Source organism: Sphingomonas sp. UBA978 (assembly GCF_002292295.1).
Classification (GTDB): Bacteria; Pseudomonadota; Alphaproteobacteria; order Sphingomonadales; family Sphingomonadaceae; genus Sphingomonas.
The window spans coordinates 311,881-328,624 of sequence record NZ_DBBS01000021.1; the positions used below are offsets into that span (position 1 = coordinate 311,881).

A 16,744-nucleotide genomic window follows, 5' to 3' on the forward strand; every position below is an offset into this window, starting at 1 on the left:
GCGTCCGTGCGTTGGGGGGAGCCTGTCGCGCTCGATCCGTCGCACGCGATTCGTCGCCCTGGGCTCGTTCCGGGATGACGGGTGGGGCGGGTGTCGCCGGTCAGTGCATTGCGATGCGCGCGGGGCGCGCACGCGAAAAAGGCGGCCCGTTGCCGGACCGCCCCATCGTGGCTGCATCGCATGGGCCACGCCGTTGGACGTGGACGGCTTCGCCGCCCGCGCTGCCCGCCGTGGCCGGTCCCCGGATTGCCGACGCGATCCGGGGGAGCCCGCTTTTAGCGCTTCGAGAACTGGAAGCTGCGACGTGCCTTCGCACGGCCGTACTTCTTGCGCTCGACGGTACGGCTGTCGCGGGTCAGGAACCCGGCGGCCTTGACCGGCGCACGCAGGATCGGCTCGAAGCGGGTCAGCGCCTGGCTGATGCCGTGCTTGACCGCGCCGGCCTGGCCCGAGAGGCCCCCGCCCTTGACGGTGCAGACGACGTCATACTGGCCTTCGCGCTCGGTGATGCCGAACACCTGGTTGATGACGAGGCGCAGCGTCGGACGCGCGAAATAGACTTCCTGATCGCGACCGTTGATCGTGATCTTGCCCGAACCCGGCTTGATCCAGACGCGGGCGACGGCGTCCTTGCGACGGCCGGTCGCATAGGCGCGGCCGAACTTATCGAGGATCTGCTCGCGCAGCGGCGTCGTCGGCAGGACCTGCACCGGTGCGGCGGGTGCCTCGCCGTCGGTGGTGACGGCCGGCGCCGCGGTCGTCGCCGGTGCCGGCTGCTGCGTCAGCGACGCGAGGTCGGAAAGGGACTGGCGATTGTCGGTCATTACGCGCCCACCTTGTTCTTGCGGTTCATGCCCGCGATATCGAGAACTTCCGGGTTCTGAGCTTCGTGCGGATGCTCGGTGCCCTTGAAGATGCGCAGGTTGCGCATCTGCTCGCGACCCAGCGGGCCACGCGGGATCATGCGCTCGACGGCCTTTTCGAGAACGCGCTCCGGGAAGCGGCCTTCGAGAACCTTGGCGGCGGTGACGCCCTTGATGCCGCCGGCATAACCGGTGTGCTTGTAATAGAACTTCTTCTCGGCCTTGTTGGACGTGAAGCGGATCTTGTCGGCGTTGATGACGATGACGTTGTCACCGCAATCGACGTGCGGGGTGAACGACGTCTTGTGCTTGCCGCGCAGGACATTGGCGATGATCGACGCGGTGCGGCCGACCACCAGGTCGGTGGCGTCGATAATGTGCCACTTCTTCTCCACCTCGTGCGGCTTGGCCGACTTGGTGGTCTTCATGAGCGCCTTCATGGCGTGGACCTTTCGGTTTGAAACGATGCACGCCGCCCCGAGGGACGGCGTGATTGAGTGGGCCAATGATCGAATGCGCCCGCGAAGTCAAGCAAACCGGGGGTTTGCTGACGGGTAAAATAATACCATGCGGAGCGGGTAATCCCGATCCGGGGGTGCGATCAGGCGGTGCGGCGGCCGCAGGCGTGGGCGGCGAAGACGGTGGCGATCAGCAGCAGGGCGGCATTGGCCTGATGCGCGACGGCGACGTCGATCTGCACACCGGTCATCAGCGTGGCGATGCCGAGCATGATCTGGAGCGTGACGAGGCCGACGACCCAGAAGCCCGCCTTCGACCCCGTGCGGGTCGCCGCGACCGCCAGCCAGGTGAGCGCGGCGGCGGCGGCGAAGGCCCACCAGCGATGGATGAACTGGACGACGACGGGGTTGTCGACGGCATTGCGCCACGCCGGATCGACCAGCGGCACGCCAGCAGGGAACAGCGCGTCGCCCATCAGCGGCCAGCTGGCGAAGGCATAGCCGGCGTCGAGCCCGGCGGTGAACGCGCCATAGACGAGTTGGACGAACAGCAGCGCCAGCGCCGCGACCGCGACGCGGGTGAGGCGGGCCGGGCAGGACAGCGGATTGCGATGGAGTGCGATCAGGTCGAGCGCGGTCCAGACGATGCCGGCGAGGATGGTCAATGCGGTGAGCAGATGGACCGCGAGCCGGACATGACTGACGTCGGTCCGCTCCGACAGGCCGGAGGCGACCATCCACCAGCCGATCGCGCCCTGGAACCCGCCGAGCGCGAGCAGCGCGACCAGCCGCCAGCCATAGCCCGCCGGGATCTGCCGGCGGACGGCGAACCACAGAAGCGGCAGGGCGAAGGCGAGGCCGATGATGCGGCCGAGCACGCGGTGCAGATATTCCCAGAAGAAGATGCCCTTGAACCCGGCAAGCGTCATGCCCTGGTTGAAGGCGGCATATTCGGGGATCTTGCGGTAATTGGCGAATTCCGCCTGCCAGTCCGCATCGGTCAGCGGCGGGACGATGCCGCTGATCGGTTTCCATGTGGTGATCGACAGGCCCGATTCGGTCAGGCGGGTGATCCCGCCGATGACGACCATCGCGACGATCAGCCCGGCGACGGCGAACAGCCAGCGCGCGACGCTGTGCGGCCGGGCACGGGAAAGGAAGGCGGCGCTAGGCTGGAGCATGCGAGCGCGATACACCCGCCGCCGCCACGCGCCAAGCGTCAAGCCGTGCGCAGGGGAGTGCGTGGGGGGAGAGAGAGCCGATGCTACCGGGATTGATCGCACTGATGTTGCAGGCGGCGGCGAACGGGCCGATCCCGCCACCGCCCGAGCCACCGCCGCTGCACGGCGCATCGGTGAGCATGACCTGTCCGGTGGGTGGCGAGCCGTTCAGCGCGTGGCGGGTCAGTCATTACAGCACGTTCGGTGCTCGACCCGATGGCAAGCCATACAGCTATATGCCGTTTCCGTTTCCGTTGCCGGAATGTCCCGGCAACACACTGCTCGTTTTCGGCACGTTCAGCCCGGCCGAGATCGAACGCCTGACGCCTGTCGTTGCCAGTCAGGACTATCAGCGGCTGCGGGGTGTCGAGACGCCATATTATCGCGCCGCCTGGCTCGCCACCGCCATCGGACGTCCCGAAAGCGAGGCGCTCGGACTCCTTCTGACCGCGACGTGGGAGGCCAAGGACGAACCCGGCGGGGACCCGGGACGGGCAAGGCGGTATCAGGCGGCATTCGCGAAACGGGTGGCCGCGATGCCGGATACCGGTGAGGCGAAGGATAGAGGGTGGCTTCAGGCGCGCGCCGCCAATACGTTCAGGGAATTGGGTGACTTTCGTGCTGCCGAGGCCATGCGGCAGCGGGCGATCGCGACGTTTCGCGGCATGACGGACCCGGCGGGTTGGGACGGCTTCCTCGTCGGGCTGGGGCCCGCGATCGCCCGTGGCGACGCGACCTCGGAGCCGCTCGACCTTCTCCCCAAGTCCGAGGCTGCGATGCGATGCGCGGGCGAACCCGATCATCTCAGCGCCTTCGATCGTGGTGTCTGCGCGACGCCGGCGATAGCCGACATGGTTGCCACCTTTCGAAAGAACGAGGCCGAGCGCCATCAGGCGGCGCAAAAAACAACGATGTGATGTTGTAACCTGCTGCGCCCCGGCCTAGATGGTCGCTACGGATGCCCCAGATGACTCACCCCGTACGCCGCCTCGGCTGGGCCGGCCTCGACCGCGCGGCGATTGCGCTGTCGGGGCTGTGCGTCGTCCATTGTCTGGCGAGTGCGGTGCTGCTGGCGATGCTGTCGGCGGCGGGCGGGTTGCTGCTCAATCCGCTGTTCCACGAAGTCGGGCTGACGATCGCGATCCTGCTCGGCGCGATCGCGCTGGGGCGGGGCGTGATGGAGCATGGCTATGTCATGCCGGCGGCGATGGGCGCGTTCGGGCTCGGGATCATGGCGGGGGCGATGACGCTGCCGCACGAGGGCGGCGGCGGGGCGGAGACGCTGTGGACGGTGATCGGCGTCGGCCTGCTCGCCTTCGGCCACGACCTCAACCGGCGCGCGGTCGTCTGACGCGGCTTGCCGTGGGCCGCGCGGCTCCCTAAATTTGACCTATGGCCCATGCGCATCACACCCATCACGAACCGCAGGGCGACGACCTGACCAGGGCCGCGCAGGCGACGCTGGAAAAATCCGGCGAACAATGGACGCAGATGCGCGCCAACGTGTTCGAGGCGCTGGCCGGATTCGCCAAGCCGGCGAGCGCCTATGACATCGCCGAGGCGCTGTCGAAGCGCGAGGGGCGGCGCGTCGCCGCCAACAGCATCTATCGCATCCTCGACGTCTTCGTCGCCTCCAACCTCGCCCGGAAGGTCGAGAGCTCGAACGCCTATGTCGCCAACGCGCACCCCGACTGCCTGCACGATTGCATCTTCCTGGTGTGCGATTCCTGTGGACAGACGGTGCATCTGGACGACGACGTGGTGACGCGTGGCGTCAGGAATGCCGCGCAAGCCGCTGGATTCTCTCCGGTTCGTCCGGTCATCGAGGTGCGGGGAAAATGCGCCGACTGTGGTTGATCGGGCGTTCGCCGACAATCGACACGTTCCGACTTAGCGCGTAGACGGGCCCGATGGCCGAACTACCCGAAACGCCGTTGCTCGATACCGTCAAGACGCCGGAAGAGCTGCGAAAACTGAAGCCCGAACAGCTCCGCCAGCTCGCCGACGAGCTGCGGCAGGAGACGATCTCCGCGGTCGGATCGACCGGCGGACATCTCGGGTCCGGACTTGGCGTGGTCGAGCTGACCACCGCGATCCATTACGTCTTCGACACGCCGCGCGACCGGCTGGTGTGGGACGTGGGCCATCAATGCTATCCGCACAAGATATTGACCGGGCGGCGGGAGCGCATCCGCACGCTGCGCCAGGGCGGCGGGCTCAGCGGCTTCACCAAGCGCAGCGAGAGCGAATACGACCCGTTCGGCGCGGCGCACAGCTCGACCTCGATCTCCGCGGCGCTGGGCTTCGCGGTGGCGAACAAGCTCGCCGGCACGCCGGGGCGCGGCATCGCGGTGATCGGCGACGGGTCGATGTCCGCGGGCATGGCCTATGAGGCGATGAACAACGCCGAACAGGCGGGCAACCGGCTGGTCGTGATCCTCAACGACAACGACATGTCGATCGCGCCGCCGGTCGGCGGGCTGTCGGCCTATCTGTCGCGGATGGTGTCGAGTCGCGAATTCCTGGGGGTGCGCGACATCCTCAAGAAATTCGCCCGCCGCCTGCCGCGGCCGTTCCATCAGGCGGCGCGCAAGACCGACGAATTCGCCCGTGGCATGACGATGGGCGGCACGCTGTTCGAGGAACTGGGCTTCTATTACGTCGGCCCGATCGACGGCCATAACCTCGACCATCTGATCCCGGTGCTGGAGAACGTCCGCGACGCCGAGGAGGGGCCGATCCTGATCCATGTCGTCACCAAGAAGGGCAAGGGCTATGCCCCGGCCGAGGCGGCTGCGGACAAATATCACGGCGTCCAGAAGTTCGACGTCATCACCGGCGCGCAGGCGAAGGCGCCGCCGGGCCCGCCGCAATATCAGAACGTCTTCGGCGACCAGCTGGTCAAGGAGGGGATGCGCGATCCGACGATCGTCGCGATCACCGCGGCGATGCCGTCCGGCACCGGCGTCGACCGGTTCGCCAAGGCATTCCCCGACCGCGCGTTCGACGTCGGCATCGCCGAACAGCATGGCGTCACCTTCGCCGCCGGCCTTGCCGCGCAGGGGATGCGGCCGTTCTGCGCGATCTATTCGACCTTCCTCCAGCGCGCCTACGACCAGGTCGTGCACGACGTCGCGATCCAGAACCTGCCGGTGCGCTTCGCGATCGACCGGGCGGGGCTGGTCGGCGCCGACGGGGCGACGCACGCCGGGTCGTTCGACGTCACCTATCTGGCGACGCTGCCGAATTTCGTCGTGATGGCGGCGGCGGACGAGGCCGAGCTGGTCCATATGACGCACACCTGTGCGGTGCACGACAGCGGCCCGATCGCGGTCCGCTATCCGCGCGGGGCGGGGACCGGCGTCGCGCTGCCCGAGGTCGCGCAGCGGCTGGAGATCGGCAAGGGCCGTATCGTCCGCGAGGGCAAGACGGTGGCGATACTGTCGCTCGGCACGCGGCTGGAAGAGGCGCTGAAGGCGGCCGAGGTGCTGGAGGCGAAGGGCCTGTCGACGACGGTCGCCGACCTGCGCTTCGCCAAGCCGCTCGACGAGGCGCTGATCCGCCGCCTGCTGACCTCGCATGAGGTCGCGGTGACGATCGAGGAGGGCGCGGTCGGCGGCTTCGGCGCGCACGTGCTGACGCTGGCGAGCGACGAGGGGCTGATCGACGGCGGGCTCAAGCTGCGCACGATGCGCCTGCCCGACACGTTTCAGGACCAGGACAAGCCCGAGAAGCAATATGCCGAGGCCGGGCTCGACGCCGATCACATCGTCCAGACCGTGCTGACGACGCTGCGCCACAACAGCGCGGGCGTGAGCGAGGGCGCGCGGGCTTGAGCGGACCGGTGAAGGCGGCGATCATCATCGCCTTGGCCGTCGTCGTGCTGGTGGCGCTGAACGTGCGGATGTACCGGGCGATGAAGGCGGCGACCGCGAAGGGGCGCGAAACCGAGGCGGGCGGTGACTGACCTGCCCGGCGCCGCCTCGCTCAACGAGGCGGAGCGGCGCGTGCTGGCGATGCTGGCCGAGGGGCATACCGCCAAGACGATCGCGGTGGTGCTCGGCACCAGTGTCCATGCCGTCAACGAGCGGCTGCGCGAGGCGCGGCGCAAGACTGGCGCGGCGAGCAGTCGGGAACTGGCGCGGGCGCTGGCGGCACAAGAAAATCGGGACGACAAAATCGGGGTGGCGACGACGCGGCCTGTCGAGGAGCAAGACCTGCCGCCGTCGCATGGTGCGACGGTCGGTCTGCGAAAGGGTCTTCATCCCATGACCGTCCTCATCAGCCTTGGCCTGGCGGGAGCGTTGCTCGCCGGTGTCATGATACAAAGCGGCCAAACGGCGCGGGATCCGCTGCTCGGCGACCTGGTGGTCGACAAGGGCGGCCAGCCGGGCGATCTGTACCGGCAGCTGCGTGGCTAAACGCGTGACGCCATATGGGCAGGCGAGAGCGAGGCGGCGCTGCTCAACCGCTTCGGCGGGGTTCCGGGCATTGCGAAGCTGCGCGTCACCTGTGGGGCGACGCTGTGCGAGGTCGCGGGCGCGCTCAGGCCGGGATCGTCATCGGGTGCGGCGTTGCTCGCGGTGCAGGAGATCGCCTTGCGCGGCCTGCGCGATCTGGGGTTCGCCGACGTCGCGAGCCTTGCCACGGGTGGAGAAGGGGCCGGCGATGGCGCGCCCTTCGTCGCCTATCCGGTGCGCCTGCCCGCCAACGTACCGCACGTCGTCGCCACCGTGCCGGTTGCCGGGGCCCGGATCGCACCGGGGCCCTATGTTCTGTCGGTGACGTTCGATCGGGCGATGCGCCCCGGCAGCTTTTCGTTCGTCACGCGCGATCAGGGCGCCTATCCCGATTGCGATGGCAGACCGCGTCAGTCCGCGGATGGTCGCACCTTTTCGATGACCTGCACGGCGCGGCCCGACACGGTCTATGCGATCGGCTTCAATGCCCCCCGTTTCCGCAACTTCGTGAGTGCGACCGACGGCGTCGCCGCGGAACCCGCGATGCTGTGGTTCCAAAGCGGGCGGTAGTGCCGGGTGCCGTCGGGCGCCGCTTATGGGAAGAGGCCAACGGCCGGTGATGCGAGGACCTGCACGCCGGCCTCCTGATCGACGGGCGCCCGGGAGCCGTGAACCCGTTCGCGCCCGTCGGGTGAACCGTCATCGCCCGAGGTAATGGTCCTGCGCGGCGTCGGTCGCGTTGATCGCGAGGATCGAGCGGGCGTCGCTGGCGGCACGGGCATGACCGTGGCCGTCGGTGCTGGCGGCGATGACGCGGCCGAGCAGCTCCTGCCCCTCGCGCCACCAGCCGATGCCGCTGGCGGCGTTGAGATGGCCCTGCGGCCCGGCATCGACGAAATGGCTGCCCCATTGCGCCGCCAGGCTGTGCGCGCGGTCGATGCCGATCCAAGGATCGTCGCTCGAGGCGACGACGATCGAGGGGAAGGGCAGGGGCGTCTTCGGCGTCGGCGCGAAGGTGCGCAGTTCGGCGGGCGCTTCGGGCCGGTCGACGTCCGCAGGGGCGACGAGCAGCGCGCCCGCCACCGGCCAGCCATAGGGCTGCGGGCTGAGTTCCGCCCACCATGCGACGGCCAGGCAGCCGAGGCTATGTGCGGCCAGGATAACCGGCGCCTCGGCACGCGCGATCGCCTGATCGAGCTTGGTCACCCAGGCGTTGCGGTGCGGCGTGTTCCACATGCCGAGTTCGACACGGACGGTGTCGGGGCGGGAATCCTCCCATAGCGTCTGCCAGTGCGAGGGGCCGGAGCCGCCGAGGCCCGGCACGGTCAGAATGGTCGGTTGCGCGGCGTCGAAACTGGAAAATCCGGTCATGGCTGCATCTCCCTCCGTGGCGGGAAACGTGTCGATGCGGCGGTCCGGGACACGCCGTTCCACACGTCCCTCAAGCCCCGAAGATAATCCTACCGCGATGGTAGGCAATAGCGGTTGCGCCAGTCCGATGAGCGGCAGCGGCGGACCGAATGGGGTGACGCGGCGGCATCATCCGCGATAGGGAGCGGCGATGGCAAAGACCCGCGCAGACCAGATGCTCGTGACCCGCGGGCTCGCCGAATCGAAGACGCGGGCGCAGGCGCTCATCATGGCGGGGCTGGTGTTCGCGGGGACCCGCAAGGTCGACAAGCCGGGGCAGGCGTTCGCCGACGACGTCGTGCTCGACGTCCGCGGCCGCGACCACCCCTGGGTGTCGCGCGGCGGGATCAAGCTGGCGCACGGCCTCGACCATTTCGGGTGGAATGTCGCGGATGCGGTGGCGATCGACGTCGGATCGTCGACCGGCGGATTCACCGACGTGCTGCTCACCCGTGGCGCGGCGCGCGTCTATGCGGTCGACAGCGGCACCAACCAGCTGGCGTGGAAGCTGCGACAGGACGCGCGCGTCATCGTCCACGAACAGACGAGCGCGCGCATCCTCACCCCGGCGCATATCCCGGAACCGGTCGACCTGATCGTCTGCGATGCGAGCTTCATCGGCCTCGCCAAGGTGCTGGAGCGGCCGATGGAGTTCGCTCCCGCCGGCGCGCGGCTGATGGCGCTCATCAAGCCGCAGTTCGAGGCGGGGCGCGACGAGGTGGGGAAGGGCGGCGTCGTCCGCGATCCCGCGATCCGCGCGCGCGTGTGCGACGACGTGGTCGCGTGGCTGGACGGGGCGGGCTGGACGGTAGCGGGCGTCGTCGAGAGTCCGATCACCGGGCCGGAGGGCAATGTGGAATATCTGGTCGCCGCGTCCCGAAACGAACCGTTGACGGAACGATAATCGGATCGGACGCTTTACGAAACCTGCGCGACGCGGCAAGGCGACGGCATCATGTTCGAGGAGCATCGGGTGGGCGGCATCGCATCCAGGGGTCAGTTGCGGATGTCGTTCCTGCGCTGGGCAGTGTTTACCGTACCGTTGATCCTGCTGCTCGGTTTCGCCTCGGGTCGCGCGGTGCCGTCGGGCAGCGAGAATACCTGGTACATGGCGCTGCAGAAACCGGCACTGACGCCGCCCGGCATCGTCTTCCCGATCGCCTGGACGACGCTCTACATCCTGATGGGCTTCGCGGTCGCGCTGATCCTGCATGCGCGCGGCGGCAAGGGGCGCGGGCTGGCGCTGGGGCTGTTCGCGGCGCAATTCGCGCTCAACCTTGTCTGGACGCCGCTGTTCTTCGGCATGCATCAGGTCGGCGCGGCGCTGCTGGTGATCGTCGCGATGCTCGTGCTCGCGATCCTGACCACGATCCTGTTCGGGCGCATCCGCCCGCTCGCGGCGTGGCTGATGGTGCCCTATCTGGTGTGGATCAGTTTCGCCGGCGTGCTGACGTGGCGGATCGGTCAACTGAACCCCGATGCGGAAACCCTTGTGCCGGCGGCGCATACCTCCCAGATGCTGTGACGCAACCAGACGCCGGGAAGAGAAATATGCAGTCCGACAACCGCCTGTTCGATGATTTCGTGAAGCTGGTGAACGGCGCCGCCGGCACGCTGGCGGGCGTCGGCCGCGAAGCCGAGTCCGGAGCGCGGTCGCGTGTGCGCGAATGGATCGGCGGGCTCGATTTCGTCAGCCGCGACGAATTCGAGGTGGTGAAGGCGATGGCCGTCGCCGCCCGCGACGAGAATGACGCGCTCAAGGCGCGAATCGAGGCGCTCGAGGCCAGGGCGGGGGCATCGGAGCCCGTCGGCGACCCGGTCCCCACCGCCTGACCAACTTTTCCACAGATTTATCGACACCCTTGTCCACGACGGGGTTGCCGGGGCCTTTTTGCCTCGGCAGCCTTGTCGTGCGATAAGAGGCGTAACGATGCTCGACCACGCTGAACACGATCAGGAACCCGCCGCCCCCATCGACATGCTCGAGGCGTATTACGCCGCGCATGGCTGGGAGTTCGAGCGCCACGATGATGAGATCGTCGCCACCGTCAAGGGCAGCTGGACGAGCTACGAATTGCGCGCCCTGTGGCGCGAGGACGACAGCGTCCTGCAGTTCCTCGCCTTCCCCGACATCAAGGTCACGGACGACCGCCGCAGCGCGGTCTATGAGGCGATCGGGCTGGTCAACGAGCAGCTGTGGATCGGCCATTTCGAACTCTGGTCGACCTCCGGCGTGCTGCTGTACCGGCATGCGGCGATGATCGACGGCGAGGATGAGGGCACGATGTCGCTCGGCGCGACCGAATTGCTGGTCGAATCGGCGATCGAGGAATGCGAGCGTTTCTATCCGGTGTTCCAGTTCGTCCTCTGGGGCGGCAAGTCGCCCAAGGATGCGCTGGCGGCGGCGCTGATCGAGACGCAGGGCGAGGCCTGAACCGATGCGGCTGCTGATGGTCGGCGCCGGCAATATGGGCGGCGCGATGCTGCGCCGCTGGCTGGACGCCGGCGTGGTCGCCCCCGCGGACGTGACGGTCGTCAGCCCCAGCGGTCGCACGATGCCCGAGGGCGTACGCGTGGTGACGGCGATTCCCGGCGCCGAGGAGGGTGCGTTCGACACGATCATGCTCGGCCTGAAGCCGCAGCAGCTCTCGACGCTGCGCGACGGTCCGCTGGCGGGTCATGCGCCGCGGTTGCTGGTATCGATCCTCGCCGGCGTCGAGGTCGCGACGCTCGCCCCGCTCTGCGCGGCCGCGGCGGTGGTGCGGGCGATGCCCAGCCTGCCGGTGGCGATCGGCAAGGGCGTGGTGGCGCTCCATTCGGTGACCGAGGATGCGTCGATGCGCGCGGCGCTGACGACGCTGATGGCGCCGCTGGGCCTCGTCGAATGGATCGCGGACGAAGCACGGTTCGACGACGTCACCGCGCTGGCGGGCTGCGGCCCCGGCTTCGTCTTCCGCTTCGCCGATGCGCTGGCGCAGGCCGGCGCGGCGCTGGGCCTGCCCGGCGATCAGGCCGCGCGGCTGGCGCTGGCGACGCTGGAGGGTTCCGCGGTCATGGCGGCGGCGGCCGACGTCACGCCGGCGGTGCTCGCCGATCGCGTGGCCAGCCCCGGCGGATCGACGCGGCAGGGGCTGAACGTGCTCGATCGCGACCACGCCCTGATAGCGCTGCTGACCGAGACGCTCGCCGCATCGGCGCGGCGCAATCGCGAGATGGCGGCGGCGGCACGCTGATCCTGAAGGCGCGCCGGTCCGTCAGGCCGCGCTTATCAGGACCGCAGCCCTTCGACCTGCGCGCGATCCGGTTCGGGGATCATCCCCTCCAGCACCGCCCAATAGCCCGATACCGCATCCTGGCCCGCCGCCTGATAGGCTTGCGACATCTTGATCCGGACCGATTCGAACAGATCGCTCTCCATCCGCGCGCCATCCTCGGTCAGCCGTAGCAGTCGCTGGCGACGGTCGCGCTCGCCGGGCCGGGTGGTGACCAGCTTGCGGTCGGTGAGTTCGTTGAGTACGCGGCCCAGAGATTGTTTGGTGATCGCCAGCAGATTGAGCAATTCGCTGACCGTCAGGTCGGGTTTGCGGGCGATGAAGTAGAGAGCACGATGGTGCGCGCGGCCCAATCCCTGTGCTGCGAGCCCCTGATCGACGGAGCGGGTGAGATGGCTGTGGCCAAAATACAAAAGCTCCATGCCGCGACGGAGTTCGGGCTCGCGGAGGAACTGGGCGGAAGCGGTGGGAGCTGTGGCAGCCATGTTGACCGGTTTAGACACCGCCCGTACGCATCCGCAACCCCTGATGCCTGAGAGAAATCGATGAACGCCCCTTTAACGTCCGGTTCCGCCGCTTTTCGTTTCGACCCCAGCGCGACGCCGGTCGACGCCAACGAGCGTGCCGCGCGCCTCGTCGACCCCGGTTTCGGGCGGGTCTTCACCGATCATATGGCCGTCGTCCGCTATAACGAGGCAAAGGGCTGGCACGACGCCGCGATCACCGCGCGCGCGCCGATCACCGTCGATCCGTCGACCGCGGTGCTCCATTACGCGCAGGAGATCTTCGAGGGGCTGAAGGCCTATCGGCTCGACGACGGGGCGATGGCGCTGTTCCGGCCCGACGCCAATGCGCGCCGCTTCAACAACAGCGCGCGGCGGCTGGCGATGCCCGAACTGCCCGAGGAGCTGTTCCTCGAATCGTGCCGCCAGCTCGTCACCACCGAGCGCGCCTGGTTTCCCGAGGTCGACGGCGGCGCGCTGTACCTGCGCCCGTTCATGTTCGCGAGCGAGGCGTTCCTCGGCGTCAAGCCGTCGTCCGAATATCTCTACATGGTGATCGCCTCCTCGGTCGGCGCCTATTGGAAGGGCGGCGCGCGCGCGGTGTCGATCTGGGTCAGTCAGGATTACACCCGTGCCGCCCCCGGCGGCACCGGCGAGGCGAAGTGCGGGGGCAATTATGCCGCCAGCCTGCTCGCCCAGTCCGAGGCGATCCGGCAGGGATGCGACCAGGTCGTCTTCCTCGACGCGGTCGAGCGCCGCTGGGTCGAGGAGCTGGGGGGCATGAACGTCTTCTTCGTCTTTGACGACGGATCGATGGTGACGCCGCCGCTGACCGGCACGATCCTGCCCGGCATCACCCGCGATTCGATCATCCGCATCGCCCGCGATCAGGGCATCGTGGTGCGCGAGGAGCTGTACGGCATCGACCAGTGGCGCGCCGACGCCGCCAGCGGTCGCCTGACCGAGGCCTTCGCCTGCGGTACCGCCGCGGTCGTCACCCCGATCGGCGAGGTCGCCAGCCCCGACGGCCGCTTCACGATCGGCGGCGGCGGCACTGGCCAGCTGACCCAGCGCATGCTCGACGCCCTCTCCGCGATCCAGCGCGGCCGCGCCCCCGATGCGCACGGCTGGTTGCAGCGCCTCGACTGAGCTTTTGCCGGGGTAGCGTGAAAAGACCTGTCGCCGGGGCTTTTCACGCCCGCCGACCCGGCTATAAGGCCGCCTCCGTTGGGGCGTCGCCAAGTGGTAAGGCAGCGGCTTTTGGTGCCGCCATCCGCAGGTTCGAATCCTGCCGCCCCAGCCAGTCACTGATTGCCCCAGCTAAGGGGACGGAAAACCGCGGTTTTCTGTGACTTGGCAGGGATTCAACCATCGTAGTGGCGTCAATTGACGCCAGTCGATGGAGCCAGTCCCTGATGCCAGCGATCGAGAACGTCACCCGCCGCAGCGCTGTCTATTGGTGGCGTTGAAGACTGCGTTTGGCGCCAGCGAGCGCAAAACCTATAACCGTTGTGACGATGGTCAGCCTTCTGACGAAGGATCAGCCGGTCGCGCGTCGACGCGCGGTGGCGATGACCGGGCGGAGCGAGACGGTACGTATGAGCCTGTACGAGAAGATTGAGCGTGACGGGCTGACCGCCGATCAGGCCAGTGCCGTGTTCCAGGAGGAGATGGTCCGCTACCGGAACATGCTCGCCTATCAGCATCAGTCGATCCAGCAGGACGGCGAAGGCCGCGTCGCGGAACGCTTCGCGCAGATGCGGGCCATCTATGGCGCGGCGAACCGCGATTTCGCCGACAACGGCTTCAGCGATTTTCTGGGCATCGATTATGTTGGCGGCTTCGACCGCCGCTTCGCAGACCTTGATGACGAAGCGCGGGGGCATCTTTATGCGATGTTCGGCCGAGCGCCAGACCTGCCGAAGGATCTGCTGAACGAGGCGCGGGATCTGTTAAATCGGGTGGGGATCGACGAGGTCGGCGATCGTGGTGAGGCCGCACGCCAGATCATGTGCCAAGCCCGAGCCGCAGCGGCGGCTTCCTACGCTGATCCGGCATTTTAGGACATGGCCAACCGGATGGCCGTGGCGGTGGCGATCATGCGGCCCCTCGGCGTGGTGACCCCTTCGCCTGTACAAACCGTGGCTCCGGTAGCCGCTGCCACGTCCGCGCCAACCGCAGCGAATGTCGCGGCGGACCCCGAGCAATGGAATGAGGAGGATGAGAAGGCCGAACGGCAGCGCTACGCGCGCATGAGTCCGTTGGAGGTGGTCGAGGCGTATATGCGGCGTGAAAAAGCGTGCAAGCTGTTTGTTGAGGACATCGGCGAGCAAGATGGCGTCCCCTATTTCGACATCCGCAATACCCGTGCCGGGCGGGTCAAGACCGCCAAGAGCGCCCGGAAGGTTCCCATCTGCGCAGAACTTCGCCGGCTTGGGCTGATGGATTACGTCGCCGCGATGCGGGCGGCTGGCGAAGAGTATATTTTCTGGAAATCGTGCCCGGCAAGGGCGGACGACCGTTGGGCGATGTGTTCTTCAACACCATCTGGCTGAAGATCAAGCCGCTGTTGAGGCTCCCGGTTAGGTTTGCAAATGCCGGACGAGGAAATCCGCCGATGAAGAAGTCGAGGTTCGGTGAGCAGCAGACAGCCTTCATTCTCAAGCAGGCTGAGGATGGAACGACCGTTGAGGATGTGTGCCGGAAGGCCGGCATTTCCATCCAGACTTATCACCGATGACGCAGCAAATACGGTGGGCTGATGCCGTCGGACATTAAGTGCCTGGTGGCGAACCTCAGCCTGGACAAGGAGATGCTCCAGGACGTCATCCGCCGAAAAATGTAGGGCCTGGTCGAGTCCGGGAGATCGTCGGCTATTTGCAGGCGAGCTACCGGCTCAGCGAACGGCGAGCTTGCGGCGCGTTTCCAATCAATCGATTGACCCCGCGCTATTAGTCCCGCCGCCTCGATCAGGCCGGCCTCAAGATGCGGATCGAGGAATTGGCTGCGACCCGTGTTCGTTACGGGTACCGACGTATCCGCGTGCTGCTCCGGCGGGAGGGCTGGCAGATCAACCACAAGTGTACTTATCGGCTGTATCGCGAACCCGGGCAGCAGCTGCGCAACAAGACACCCAAGCGTAAGGTAAAAGCAAAGCTGCGCGACGACCGGACGCCGGCAAAGGCGCCAAACGAATGCTGGTCGATGGACTTCCTGTCGGACCAGCTCTTTGACGGGCGCAAGATCCGCGTGCTGTCGATCGTCGACAACTTCACGCGTGTGTCGCCGGCGCTCGACGTACGGACGAGCTACCGCGGCTCTGACGTGGTCGAGACGCTCGACCGCATTGCCGCGGTACACGGTCTTCCAAAGCGCATTCGTCTGGATAATGGCCCGGAATTCATCTCGAAGGATCTCGACCTGTGCCCGTACCAGCATGATGTGGTGCTGGACTTCAGCAGGCCCGGAAAGCCGACCGACAATGCGTTCGCAGAGGCGTGCAATGGCCGAGTGCGGCTCGAATGCCTCAACGCATACTGGATTTTGAGCTTGGACAACACACGGGTAAAATGTGAGGCGTGGCGACGCGATTACAACGAGCACCGTCCGCATAGCTCCCTCGGCAACCAGACCCGATGGAGCGCGCTTTTTCGTCAGGGCAGACATGCCTGCCCTGACGAAAAGAGAGCCGGTTTTTTTCATAAAGACCGGACCAAAGACGGGGTGAGGCTCAAGAACGCCGGAAGCTCGCCTTCAACCCGGATGAGAAACCGGGGCACCGTCAGAGTAAACTAGCGCGGCGCCATGCGGATGGCACCGTCAAGGCGGACCACCTCGCCGTTCAGCATCGGGTTGGCGATGATGCTGTCGACCAGCTGGGCGTATTCGTCGGGATGGCCGAGCCGGCTGGGGTGCGGCACCTGCTGCCCCAGAGAATCCTGCGCGGCTTGGGGCAGGCCCATCAGCATCGGGGTCAGGAATATGCCTGGTGCGATCGTCATTACCCGGATGCGCAGCTGCGCCAGGTCTCGCGCGACGGGCAGCGTCAATCCGACTACCCCGCCTTTGGATGCCGCATAGGCGGCCTGGCCCATCTGACCGTCATAGGCGGCGACGCTGGCCGTGTTGATGATGACCCCGCGCTCCTCGCCAACGATCTCGGTCGTTGCACACCTCGCGGCGAACTGCGCGATCATGTTGAACGTGCCGACGAGGTTGATCTCGACCGCGCGGCGGAACTGGTCGAGCGGGTGGGGAGCGCCCTCTCGCGAGACTGTCTTGCCGACCGGGGCGACGCCGGCGCAGTTGACCAGCACGCGCGCAACGCCGAGTCGCTCGCCGACCTCATCCAGCGCCTGTCCGACGCTGTCTGCATCGCAGACGTTTGCCCGGACGAATAGGCCGCCGATATCGGCTGCGCTCGCCCGACCGACCTCTTCGTTCAAGTCCAGGATCGCGACCCTGGCACCACGCCTGGCCAGCATGCCGGCGGTCGCGAGGCCGAGACCCGATGCGCCACCCGTGACGACGGCGGTGACGTTATGCAGCTTCATGCGTG

The 16,744-nt window shown here is 67.2% G+C and carries 21 protein-coding genes, 1 tRNA gene and 1 pseudogene; 17 read left to right on the top strand and 6 right to left on the bottom strand.

Features of this window, described 5'->3' with window-relative positions:
- Nucleotides 1–275: 275 nt before the first annotated feature.
- The 3 genes from rpsI to B2515_RS16515 form a co-directional block, all read right to left on the bottom strand.
- Complete coding sequence (gene rpsI, locus B2515_RS16505) at nt 276–824, bottom strand: 30S ribosomal protein S9 (protein WP_293878197.1); 549 nt, start codon at nt 822–824, stop codon at nt 276–278.
- On the bottom strand, nt 824–1,303 hold the full coding sequence (gene rplM, locus B2515_RS16510) for a 50S ribosomal protein L13 (RefSeq protein WP_293878199.1): 480 nt from the start codon (nt 1,301–1,303) through the stop codon (nt 824–826). Before rplM ends, rpsI begins: the two co-directional genes overlap by 1 nt.
- A gap of 161 nt (nt 1,304–1,464) precedes the next feature.
- Nucleotides 1,465–2,502, bottom strand: coding sequence for a COX15/CtaA family protein (locus B2515_RS16515; RefSeq protein ID WP_293878201.1), 1,038 nt, complete (start codon nt 2,500–2,502; stop codon nt 1,465–1,467).
- Between the two features lie 92 nt (nt 2,503–2,594).
- On the opposite strand from B2515_RS16515, the gene B2515_RS16520 reads away from it, so the two are divergent.
- From B2515_RS16520 to B2515_RS16550, 7 genes are all read left to right on the top strand, one after another.
- Nucleotides 2,595–3,458, top strand: coding sequence for a hypothetical protein (locus tag B2515_RS16520; RefSeq protein ID WP_293878203.1), 864 nt, complete (start codon nt 2,595–2,597; stop codon nt 3,456–3,458).
- Nucleotides 3,459–3,508: 50 nt separating this feature from the next.
- Nucleotides 3,509–3,892, top strand: a complete 384-nt coding sequence (locus tag B2515_RS16525; protein WP_293878205.1) for a MerC domain-containing protein — start codon at nt 3,509–3,511, stop codon at nt 3,890–3,892.
- Between the two features lie 41 nt (nt 3,893–3,933).
- Nucleotides 3,934–4,398 carry a Fur family transcriptional regulator gene (locus B2515_RS16530; protein WP_293878207.1) on the top strand — a complete coding sequence of 155 codons (465 nt, stop codon included), beginning with the start codon at nt 3,934–3,936 and terminating at the stop codon, nt 4,396–4,398.
- A 53-nt stretch (nt 4,399–4,451) separates the two neighbouring features.
- The gene (dxs, locus tag B2515_RS16535; protein ID WP_293878209.1) at nt 4,452–6,377 is read left to right on the top strand and encodes a 1-deoxy-D-xylulose-5-phosphate synthase; all 1,926 of its coding nucleotides are present in this window, start codon (nt 4,452–4,454) and stop codon (nt 6,375–6,377) included.
- Nucleotides 6,374–6,508, top strand: a complete 135-nt coding sequence (locus B2515_RS16540; RefSeq protein ID WP_293878211.1) for a hypothetical protein — start codon at nt 6,374–6,376, stop codon at nt 6,506–6,508. The genes dxs and B2515_RS16540 overlap by 4 nt, the downstream gene beginning before the upstream one ends.
- A complete protein-coding gene (locus B2515_RS16545; protein WP_293878213.1) occupies nt 6,501–6,962 on the top strand; it encodes a helix-turn-helix domain-containing protein in 462 nt (153 codons plus the stop codon). The genes B2515_RS16540 and B2515_RS16545 overlap by 8 nt, the downstream gene beginning before the upstream one ends.
- A gap of 153 nt (nt 6,963–7,115) precedes the next feature.
- Nucleotides 7,116–7,571, top strand: coding sequence for a hypothetical protein (locus B2515_RS16550; protein ID WP_293878215.1), 456 nt, complete (start codon nt 7,116–7,118; stop codon nt 7,569–7,571).
- 129 nt (nt 7,572–7,700) lie between these two features.
- On the opposite strand, the gene B2515_RS16555 is transcribed toward B2515_RS16550, so the two are convergent.
- A complete protein-coding gene (locus B2515_RS16555) occupies nt 7,701–8,372 on the bottom strand; it encodes an RBBP9/YdeN family alpha/beta hydrolase (protein WP_293878217.1) in 672 nt (223 codons plus the stop codon).
- A 190-nt stretch (nt 8,373–8,562) separates the two neighbouring features.
- Between B2515_RS16555 and B2515_RS16560 the strand changes: the two genes are divergently transcribed.
- The 5 genes from B2515_RS16560 to B2515_RS16580 all read left to right on the top strand — a co-directional run bounded on the left by B2515_RS16560 (nt 8,563) and on the right by B2515_RS16580 (nt 11,644).
- Nucleotides 8,563–9,315 (top strand): TlyA family RNA methyltransferase, encoded by a 753-nt coding sequence (locus B2515_RS16560; protein ID WP_293878218.1) that lies wholly within the window; start codon nt 8,563–8,565, stop codon nt 9,313–9,315.
- A 51-nt stretch (nt 9,316–9,366) separates the two neighbouring features.
- Entirely contained in the window at nt 9,367–9,936 is a 570-nt protein-coding gene (locus B2515_RS16565) for a TspO/MBR family protein (protein ID WP_293878220.1), read from the top strand.
- Between the two features lie 26 nt (nt 9,937–9,962).
- Nucleotides 9,963–10,244 (top strand): accessory factor UbiK family protein, encoded by a 282-nt coding sequence (locus tag B2515_RS16570; RefSeq protein WP_293878222.1) that lies wholly within the window; start codon nt 9,963–9,965, stop codon nt 10,242–10,244.
- Between the two features lie 97 nt (nt 10,245–10,341).
- Complete coding sequence (locus B2515_RS16575) at nt 10,342–10,845, top strand: YbjN domain-containing protein (RefSeq protein WP_293878224.1); 504 nt, start codon at nt 10,342–10,344, stop codon at nt 10,843–10,845.
- A gap of 4 nt (nt 10,846–10,849) precedes the next feature.
- Nucleotides 10,850–11,644, top strand: coding sequence for a pyrroline-5-carboxylate reductase family protein (locus B2515_RS16580; RefSeq protein ID WP_293878226.1), 795 nt, complete (start codon nt 10,850–10,852; stop codon nt 11,642–11,644).
- Nucleotides 11,645–11,679: 35 nt separating this feature from the next.
- On the opposite strand, the gene B2515_RS16585 is transcribed toward B2515_RS16580, so the two are convergent.
- A complete protein-coding gene (locus B2515_RS16585; protein ID WP_293878228.1) occupies nt 11,680–12,168 on the bottom strand; it encodes a MarR family transcriptional regulator in 489 nt (162 codons plus the stop codon).
- A gap of 60 nt (nt 12,169–12,228) precedes the next feature.
- Here B2515_RS16585 and B2515_RS16590 point away from each other — a divergent pair, with 60 nt between their 5' ends.
- The 5 genes and pseudogenes from B2515_RS16590 to B2515_RS16610 all read left to right on the top strand — a co-directional run.
- A complete protein-coding gene (locus B2515_RS16590; protein ID WP_293878230.1) occupies nt 12,229–13,335 on the top strand; it encodes a branched-chain amino acid aminotransferase in 1,107 nt (368 codons plus the stop codon).
- Nucleotides 13,336–13,414: 79 nt separating this feature from the next.
- Nucleotides 13,415–13,489 (top strand) — tRNA-Gln (locus tag B2515_RS16595).
- A gap of 214 nt (nt 13,490–13,703) precedes the next feature.
- On the top strand, nt 13,704–14,249 hold the full coding sequence (locus B2515_RS16600) for a hypothetical protein (protein WP_293878232.1): 546 nt from the start codon (nt 13,704–13,706) through the stop codon (nt 14,247–14,249).
- A gap of 3 nt (nt 14,250–14,252) precedes the next feature.
- Nucleotides 14,253–14,741 (top strand): hypothetical protein, encoded by a 489-nt coding sequence (locus tag B2515_RS16605; RefSeq protein ID WP_293878234.1) that lies wholly within the window; start codon nt 14,253–14,255, stop codon nt 14,739–14,741.
- Nucleotides 14,742–14,803: 62 nt separating this feature from the next.
- A pseudogene (locus tag B2515_RS16610) lies at nt 14,804–15,816 on the top strand (IS3 family transposase); the annotation flags it as partial.
- A gap of 161 nt (nt 15,817–15,977) precedes the next feature.
- Here the strand turns inward: B2515_RS16610 and B2515_RS16615 are convergent.
- Entirely contained in the window at nt 15,978–16,739 is a 762-nt protein-coding gene (locus B2515_RS16615) for an SDR family NAD(P)-dependent oxidoreductase (protein WP_293878236.1), read from the bottom strand.
- Between the last annotated feature and the right edge of the window lie 5 nt (nt 16,740–16,744).